Consider the following 7,794-nt stretch of genomic DNA (forward strand, 5'->3'; position numbering starts at 1 on the left):
GGGGCTGCTTGATCGGCGGCGCCTCCACCAGCACCGGGGCAGGGGCGGGCACCCGCGCCACACCGCAGGGCATCGTGCCCGTCACATACGGAAGTTGCAGCACGCCGTCCCTTGTCCAGTGGCCCGAACCGGCCAACCAGCCATCAGGAGCGGGCAGTTGACGCAGGCGCCGCTCAGCGGGGCGCCAGACGCCGAGCCAGGTGCCCGCCGCGCCGTCGATCCGCAGCGCCACCGCGCACCCCTCCGGGAGCAGCGTCTGCCCCGGCTGGATCGCGAACGGCGTGACCGCGCAGTCCGCGAGCCGCAGCGACTCGGGGAAGCGGACGGGGCGGGTGCCGCCGAGGACCCCCCAGCCGAGCCGGTCGTGGCCCGGCGCGTTCGAGCGGATGAGGAGCAGGCCGCTGTCCATGTCGGCGAGCAGCAGCCGGTCGTCGCTCTCCTCGGTGATCTGGAGCAGCGGCGAGACCTCGCCGCCGCGCTCCAGGTCGACCGCCACCGTCTTGACGCGCCCCTCCGACTCCCGGTCGAGCGCCAGCATCCGCCCCGCGCGGTCCAGCCAGACCCCGCCCGAGCAGCGCCCCGGCACCTCGGCCAGGTGCTCGGGCCCGAACGAGCCGCCCGCCACCAGCCATACGTCCGTCGAACGGGCGCCGACCGCGAGGGCGTAGGCGCGCGTCCCGTCCGGCGCGGGCGGCAGCAGGCTCAGCTCGCCCTCGCACTCCACCCCGCCCAGCGGGATCTCGCCGGTCTCCGGGCCCGTGGGGTAGAGCAGCGCGAAGGCGTGCCGCCCGTCCACCAGGCGGTGGATGAGTACGCGCCCGTCGCTCATCGGCAGCACTTCGGTGCCGGGCTCCTCGGGCTGGCGGCCGGCGAGCGGCACCACGTAGGGCTCGGGGGAGTCCAGTGTCCAGCGCTCGGGGAACCAGGACTCGCCCCGCCGCGCGAGCCGGGCCGCGTAGGAACCGTCCACCGTGATCGTTGCCGCTGTCATCGTCGGTGCCACCTCCGGCCCCGAAGCTAGTTTTCGTACGCACTGGCGTGGGATCCGTGGCACCCCACTTCACACAGAAGGGTGGCGACGCCCCGGTTCACCTGAGAACCCGGGGACGATTGTGCTCCACGCGACAGATGAGCGCCCCGAAAGGGGCGCGAGGAACTGCGCGAGCAGCCCAAGAACACCCGCAGACGCCCCCATGCGGAACACGGCAGACGAGGGCGCTCCGTAGCCACAAGCCCACAGCAAGTAACGACCGCCAAGCCAAGCGCAGCGGGAAGGTAGCCTTTCCCCGTGCCCCGTCTGTCTGAAGTCATCGCCGCCCTCGACGCCCTGTGGCCCGCCGATCTGGCCGAGAGCTGGGACGCGGTCGGCACGGTCTGCGGAGACCCCGACGCGGACGTCTCCCGGGTCCTCTTCGCCGTCGACCCGGTCCAGGAGATCGCCGACGAGGCGGTGCGGCTCGGAGCCCAGCTCCTCGTCACCCACCACCCCCTCTACCTGCGCGGTACGACGACGGTCGCGGCGTCCACCTTCAAGGGCCGCGTCGTCCACGACCTGATCAAGAACGACATCGCGCTGCACGTCGCGCACACCAACGCCGACCGCGCCGACCCGGGCGTCTCCGACGCGCTCGCGGGCGCCCTCGACCTGCGTGTCGTACGCCCCCTCGTACCGGACCCCGCCGATCCGCACGGCCGTCGCGGCCTCGGCAGGATCTGCGAGCTTGACCACCCCCTGACCCTCGCCGAGCTGGCCGAGCGCGCGGCGAAGCGGCTGCCCGCCACCGCGCAGGGCATCCGCGTCGCGGGCGACCCGGCCGCGCCGATCCGTACCGTCGCGGTGAGCGGCGGCTCGGGCGACAGCCTCTTCGACGACGTACGCGCCGCGGGCGTGGACGCCTTCCTCACCGCGGACCTGCGCCACCACCCGGCGTCCGAGGCGCGCGAGCGCACCCCGCTCGCGCTGCTCGACGCCGCCCACTGGGCCACCGAGTGGCCCTGGTGCGAGCTGGCCGCAGCCCAGCTCGACGAGATCTCCGACCGCAACGGATGGGGCCTTCGCGTCCACGTCTCGCGCACGGTCACCGACCCCTGGACCGCCCACGCGGCCTCGACCCCCGACTCAACAGGAGCCCCCAACTGAACGCCGCGCCCGCCGACCAGATCCGCCTGCTCGACGTCCAGTCCCTGGACACCCGCCTGCAGCAGCTCGCCCACAAGAAGAGCTCGCTGCCCGAGCACGCCGAGATCGAGTCGCTGACGAAGGACCTCACGCAGCAGCGCGACCTGCTCGTCGCCTCGACGACCGAGGAGAGCGACTGCGCCCGCGAGCAGACCAAGGCGGAGCAGGACGTCGACCAGGTCCGCCAGCGCGCGGCCCGCGACCAGCAGCGCCTGGACTCCGGCGCGGTCAGCTCCCCCAAGGACCTGGAGAACCTCCAGCGGGAGATCGCCTCCCTCGCCAAGCGCCAGGGTGACCTGGAGGACGTCGTCCTGGAGGTCATGGAGCGCCGCGAGTCCGCGCAGGAGCGGGTCGCCGAGCTGACCGAGCGGGTCTCCTCGATCCAGGCGCGGATCGACGACGCGACGGCCCGCAGGGACGCGGCGTTCGAGGAGCTGGACGGCGAGGCGGCGACGGTCACCAAGGAGCGCGAGGTCGTGGCGGGTTCGGTCCCGGCCGACCTCCTCAAGCTGTACGACAAGCTCCGCGCGCAGCAGGGCGGCGTCGGCGCGGCCAAGCTGTACCAGCGGCGCTGCGAGGGCTGCCGCCTCGAGCTGAACATCACCGAGGTCAACGAAGTGAAGGCGGCCTCCCCCGACACCGTCCTGCGGTGCGAGAACTGCCGCCGCATCCTGATCCGTACGTCCGAGTCCGGCCTCTAGGAGCCTTGTCCGTGCGGGAGTTCATCGTCGAGGCCGACGGAGGTTCCCGGGGCAACCCGGGGCCCGCGGGCTATGGCTCGGTCGTCATCGACGCGGCCACGGGGGAGACCCTGGTGGAGACCGCGGAGTACATCGGCGTCGCGACGAACAACGTCGCGGAGTACAAGGGCCTGGTGGCCGGTCTGAAGGCGGCCCACCAGCTGGACCCGGGGGCCTCGGTCCATGTCCGCATGGACTCCAAGCTCGTCGTCGAGCAGATGTCGGGCCGCTGGAAGATCAAGCACCCCGACATGAAGCCGCTGGCGGCGCAGGCGGCGCGGGTCTTCCCCGCGTCCCAGGTGACGTACGAGTGGATCCCGCGCGAGAAGAACAAGCACGCGGACCGGCTCGCGAACGAGGCGATGGACGCGGGCAAGCGGGGGCTGGCGTGGTCGCCCTCGGCGTCGACCGCGGACCTTGACACGCGGGCCGCGCGCGCGGCGGCCGCCCGGGAGCCCTCGGGCCCGCCCGGCGACGCGGCCGCGGGGGCGGCGAGGGCGCGGGCGGCGTTGGCGGGGGTTTCGGGTGACGGGGCGGCCCCTGCGGGCACGGTCTCCGCGGGCGCGGGTGCGTCCGGCACCTCCGAGGCCGCCGGGACCGGCGAGGCGGCCGACCGACGCGCGGCGAGCAGTGCGGCCAGCAGTACGGCGGGCAGCACGGCGGGCAGCGCAGCCAGTACTGGAGCGCGGACGCCGCCCGTCGGATGGGCCGCGCCCGCCGATCTCGGGGCGCCCGCCACCTTCGTACTCCTTCGGCACGGCGAGACCGCGCTGACGCCCGAGAAGCGGTTCTCCGGAAGCGGCGGAACCGATCCGTCCCTCTCCGGCGTGGGGCGCGAGCAGGCCCAGCGCGCCGCGGCCGCGTTCGCCGCGCGCGGCACGATCCAGGCGATCGTCTCCTCGCCGATCAAGCGCTGCCAGGAGACCGCGTACGCCGTCGCCGCCCGCCTCGGACTCGACGTCCACCTCGAAGAGGGCCTGCGCGAGACGGACTTCGGGGCCTGGGAGGGGCTGACCTTCGGTGAGGTGCGCGAGCGCCACCCCGAGGAGCTGACCGCCTGGCTGGCCTCGCCGAAGGCGGCGCCGCCCGGCGGCGAGTCGTTCGCGACGGTCTCGCGCAGGGTGGCGGCCACGCGCGACCGGCTGACGGCAGAGTACGCGGGCCGCACGGTCCTGCTCGTCACGCACGTCACGCCCATCAAGACGCTGGTGCGCCTCGCGCTCGGCGCCCCGCCCGAGTCCCTGTTCCGCATGGAACTCGCGGCGGCGTCGGTGTCCGCGGTGGCCTACTACCGCGACGGCAACGCCTCGCTGCGCCTCCTGAACGACACCTCACACCTGCGCTAACGCCTCACGCCTCACGCCTCACGCCTGCGCCAGCGCCTCACGACACCTGCGCCAGCGCCGCCGCCTCGCGCGCCAGGGACTCCACGCGGGCCCAGTCCTTGGCGGCGACCGCGTCGGCGGGAAGCATCCAACTCCCGCCGACGCAGCCGACGTTATCCAGGGCGAGATACGCCGGCGCGGTCCCGGAGGTGATCCCGCCGGTGGGGCAGAAGCGGGCCTGCGGGAGCGGCCCCCCGAGGGACTTCAGATAGGCGGTGCCCCCGGCGGCCTCGGCGGGGAAGAACTTCATCTCGCTGACACCGCGTTCGAGCAGGGCCACGACCTCGGAGGTCGTCGAGACGCCGGGCAGGAACGGCACCCCGGACCCCGCCATGGCCGCCAGCAGCGACTCCGTCCACCCCGGGCTGACGAGGAAGCGGGCACCGGCGCCCACGGAGTCGGCGACGTGCCGCGGGGAGATGACGGTCCCGGCCCCGACGACCGCGCCCGGCACCTCGGCGGCGATGGCCCGAATGGCATCGAGCGCGACGGGCGTCCGCAAGGTCACCTCGATGGCGGGCAGCCCCCCGGCGACCAGGGCTCGCGCCATGGGCACGGCGTCCCCCAGCTCGTCCACGACGACGACGGGCACGACGGGGGCGAGATCGAGAACGGAGGGTGCGGAGGTCGCGGAGGGGTTCACAGGGGGCATGGGGGAATCCTGCCCCGGTGCCGGCAGCATGCGCAAAGGGCGTTGCGCATGCTGCAACGAGGCAATCTCAAGCCCTCGAACGAGGCGTTCTTAGGCCCTCAGGCGAGCCGGTCTCAGGCCCTCAGTGGATCTCCCGCACCACCACATCCAGCGCCCAAGGCTTCCCTGGCTTCGCGGGAGGTTCCGCCTCCACCGTGTGGCCCAGGTCCCGCAGGGCCTCGACCAGTTCGGCGGGGTCCTTCGGATGAGCGCCCGTGGCCAGCAGGGAACGTACGATCCGCCCCTTCGTCGCCTTGTTGAAGTGCGAGACCACGGACCGCTTCTCGACCCCGTCGACCAGCTGCGCGTGCAGCACCCGCACGGTCGCCGTCCGGCCGGCCACCTCGCCCTTCGGCTTCCACGCCGCCGCGTACGCCGACGACCGCAGGTCGAGGACGAGCCCGTCGCCCGCCGCCTCGGGCATGACGGAGGCCATCGGCGTACGCCAGTACGCGCCGAGCGCGCCGAGGCCGGGCAGCTTCACGCCCATCGAGCAGCGGTAGGAAGGGATCTTGTCGCTGACGCCGACGGCACCCCAGAGTCCGGAGAAGACGAGCAGCGAGCGTGCGGCGCGGCGCTTGGCGGCGGCGTCGAGCGAGGCCAGGTCCAGGGCGTCGTACAGAACCCCCGTATAGATCTCACCGGCGGGCCGCGCGCCGGCCGTACGCAGCTCGGCGTTCTTGGCGACCTCGCCGCGCAGCCCCTCGCTCAGCCCGAGCACGCCCCGCGCCTTCTCCTCGTCGGCGGCGCAGAGCTCGACCAGCTCGTCGAGGACCGCTTGCCGCGCCTCGGTGAGCCCCGGCAGCGACAGGCTCTCGGGCTTGAGCGGTGCCCCGCCCCCGGACGAGGCCTTGCCTTCGGACGGCGGCAACAGGACGAGCACGATCGGACTCCTTAGGCGGTACGAGGGAGGGGTGCGGCCCCCGCCAAAAGGTTACGGGGACGGGAGCGGGCACCGGGCCCACGGGGCAGGCCCTGACGGAGCGGGCCTCACGGGCGGGGCGACTCTGCTCCGGTCCCACAGGGCAACGCGGCACTACCGGGTGCCGAGCCGTGCGCGGAGCCCTACGCTCGGGGCATGCCCCGCCGCCACCTCCATGTGACCGGCGCAGCGGAGGCTCCGTTGCGGGCCGCGCTGCGTGAACTGCGTACGAGACTCGACGTGCCCGGCGCCTTTCCCGCCGACGTCCTCGCGGAGGCGGAACGCGCCGCCGCCTCGCCCCGGCTGCCGGACCGTGACGCCACGGACATCCCCCTCTTCACGATCGACCCGCCCACCTCCGTCGACCTCGACCAGGCCATGTATCTGGCGCGGCGCGAGAACGGCGGCTTCCGGGTGCGGTACGCGATCGCCGACGTCGCCGCGTACGTCACTCCCGGCGGCCCGCTCGACGCCGAGGCCCACCGCCGCGTCACCACCCTCTACTTCCCCGACGAGAAGGTCCCGCTGCACCCCCCGGCCCTGAGCGAGGGCGCCGCGAGCCTGCTGCCAGGCCAGAGCTGCCCGGCGGTCCTGTGGACGCTCGACCTCGACGAGGACGGCCGCACCGAACGCACCGACGTGCACCGCGCCCTCGTACGCAGCCGGGCCAAGCTCGACTACGAGGGCGTGCAGCGCGCCATCGACGACGGCACGGCGGAGGAACCGGTCGCGCTGCTGCGGGAGATCGGGACGCTGCGCGAGCGGCTGGAGGTGGAGCGCGGCGGCATCTCCCTCAACGTCCCCGAGCAGGAGATCGTCGAGCGCGACGGCACATACGAACTCGCCTACCGCGCCCCCCGCCCCGCCGACGGCTGGAACGCCCAGATCTCCCTGCTCACCGGCATGGCCGCCGCCCAGCTCATGATCGACTCGGGGACGGGCATCCTGCGCACCCTGCCGACCGCCCCCGACGGCGCCGTCGGCCGCCTGCGCCGCACCGCGAAGGCGCTGCACATCGAGTGGCCGCACCACGTCCCGTACGCGGAACTCGTACGCTCCCTCGACCCCCGGCAGTCGCACCACGCCGCGTTCCTCCAGGAGTGCACGACGCTGCTGCGCGGCGCGGGCTACACGGCGTTCAGCGGCGGCGCGCTCCCCGAGCACACCCTGCACGCGGCGGTCGCCGCCCCCTACGCCCACTGCACGGCCCCCCTGCGCCGCCTCGTCGACCGCTACGCCTCCGAACTCTGCCTCGCCGCGTGCGCGGGCGCGGGCGTCCCCCAGTGGGTGCTCGCCGCCCTGGACGAGCTGCCCAAGGAGATGGCGGACGGCACCCGGCGCGGCAACACGGTGGAGCGGGAGTGCGTGGACATCGTCGAGGCGGCCCTGCTCAAGGACCGGGTGGGGGAGGTCTTCGACGCGGTGGTGGTGGACGTGAAGGAACGCGAACCGGCGGTGGGCACCGTGCAGTTGACGACTCCGGCGATCGTGGCCCGCGTCGAGGGCGGCCCCACGGAACTGCCGCTGGGGGAGCGGCTGCGGGTCAGCCCCGCGGCGGTGTCGGGCGCCGTGCGCTATCTGACCCAGCAGCACATGGTCTCCCGCGAGCGGGAACCCGGGACGCGGCGCGACCTGTTCCGGGTGCACAACAACCAGTGGTACGAGGCGCTGGGCAACCGGGACGCGGTCCTCAGCCGCTGGGAGCACGCGCTGCGGGAGGGCGTGGCGAGCCTCGGCGCGGAGACGCCGGCGGGGCGGCGGCTTGCGGAGACGCTGGCGTTCTTCGAGTTCATCCAGGAGGAACTGGCAGGCATGATGTCCCGCTGGCGCGCCCACCGAGCTTCCCTGTTCCCTTCAGACTGACCCCGCGCCTGCGC

The 7,794-nt window shown here is 73.8% G+C and carries 7 protein-coding genes and 1 pseudogene; 5 read left to right on the forward strand and 3 right to left on the reverse strand.

Going from position 1 to position 7,794, the window contains the following annotated elements; genetic code table 11:
• Window positions 1-991, reverse strand: a 991-nt coding sequence (locus GKQ77_RS22765) for a hypothetical protein (RefSeq protein ID WP_258021774.1), incomplete at its 3' end; no start/stop codon positions are given.
• A 297-nt stretch (window positions 992-1,288) separates the two neighbouring features.
• Between GKQ77_RS22765 and GKQ77_RS22770 the strand changes: the two genes are divergently transcribed.
• From GKQ77_RS22770 to GKQ77_RS22780, 3 genes are read left to right on the forward strand one after another with little or no spacing between them, the layout of a single operon-like run.
• Window positions 1,289-2,140 (forward strand): Nif3-like dinuclear metal center hexameric protein, encoded by an 852-nt coding sequence (locus tag GKQ77_RS22770; protein ID WP_219690792.1) that lies wholly within the window; start codon window positions 1,289-1,291, stop codon window positions 2,138-2,140.
• Window positions 2,137-2,880 (forward strand): zinc ribbon domain-containing protein, encoded by a 744-nt coding sequence (locus GKQ77_RS22775; protein ID WP_219690797.1) that lies wholly within the window; start codon window positions 2,137-2,139, stop codon window positions 2,878-2,880. Before GKQ77_RS22770 ends, GKQ77_RS22775 begins: the two co-directional genes overlap by 4 nt.
• A gap of 11 nt (window positions 2,881-2,891) precedes the next feature.
• The gene (locus GKQ77_RS22780) at window positions 2,892-4,265 is read left to right on the forward strand and encodes a bifunctional RNase H/acid phosphatase (RefSeq protein WP_219690793.1); all 1,374 of its coding nucleotides are present in this window, start codon (window positions 2,892-2,894) and stop codon (window positions 4,263-4,265) included.
• 37 nt (window positions 4,266-4,302) lie between these two features.
• Here GKQ77_RS22780 and eda read toward each other — a convergent pair whose 3' ends face one another.
• The gene (eda, locus tag GKQ77_RS22785; protein ID WP_219690794.1) at window positions 4,303-4,956 is read right to left on the reverse strand and encodes a bifunctional 4-hydroxy-2-oxoglutarate aldolase/2-dehydro-3-deoxy-phosphogluconate aldolase; all 654 of its coding nucleotides are present in this window, start codon (window positions 4,954-4,956) and stop codon (window positions 4,303-4,305) included.
• Between the two features lie 121 nt (window positions 4,957-5,077).
• Window positions 5,078-5,878 (reverse strand): peroxide stress protein YaaA, encoded by an 801-nt coding sequence (gene yaaA / locus GKQ77_RS22790; RefSeq protein WP_219690795.1) that lies wholly within the window; start codon window positions 5,876-5,878, stop codon window positions 5,078-5,080.
• 195 nt (window positions 5,879-6,073) lie between these two features.
• Between yaaA and GKQ77_RS33535 the strand changes: the two are divergent.
• Together GKQ77_RS33535 and GKQ77_RS34240 are read left to right on the forward strand one after the other, a co-directional pair.
• A pseudogene (locus tag GKQ77_RS33535) lies at window positions 6,074-7,144 on the forward strand (ribonuclease catalytic domain-containing protein); the annotation flags it as partial.
• A gap of 93 nt (window positions 7,145-7,237) precedes the next feature.
• A complete protein-coding gene (locus GKQ77_RS34240) occupies window positions 7,238-7,780 on the forward strand; it encodes a MarR family transcriptional regulator (protein ID WP_443728926.1) in 543 nt (180 codons plus the stop codon).
• The last annotated feature ends 14 nt before the right edge of the window (window positions 7,781-7,794 follow it).

The organism is Streptomyces anatolicus, assembly GCF_019400875.1.
Classification (GTDB): domain Bacteria; phylum Actinomycetota; class Actinomycetes; order Streptomycetales; family Streptomycetaceae; genus Streptomyces; species Streptomyces anatolicus.

Bases quoted from the DNA above. Each gene is read 5' to 3' on its own strand.
- eda (WP_219690794.1), bottom strand. From the start codon at position 4,956: ATGCCCCCTGTGAACCCCTCCGCGACCTCCGCACCCTCCGTTCTCGAT.
- GKQ77_RS34240 (WP_443728926.1), top strand. From the start codon at position 7,238: ATGGCGGACGGCACCCGGCGCGGCAACACGGTGGAGCGGGAGTGCGTG.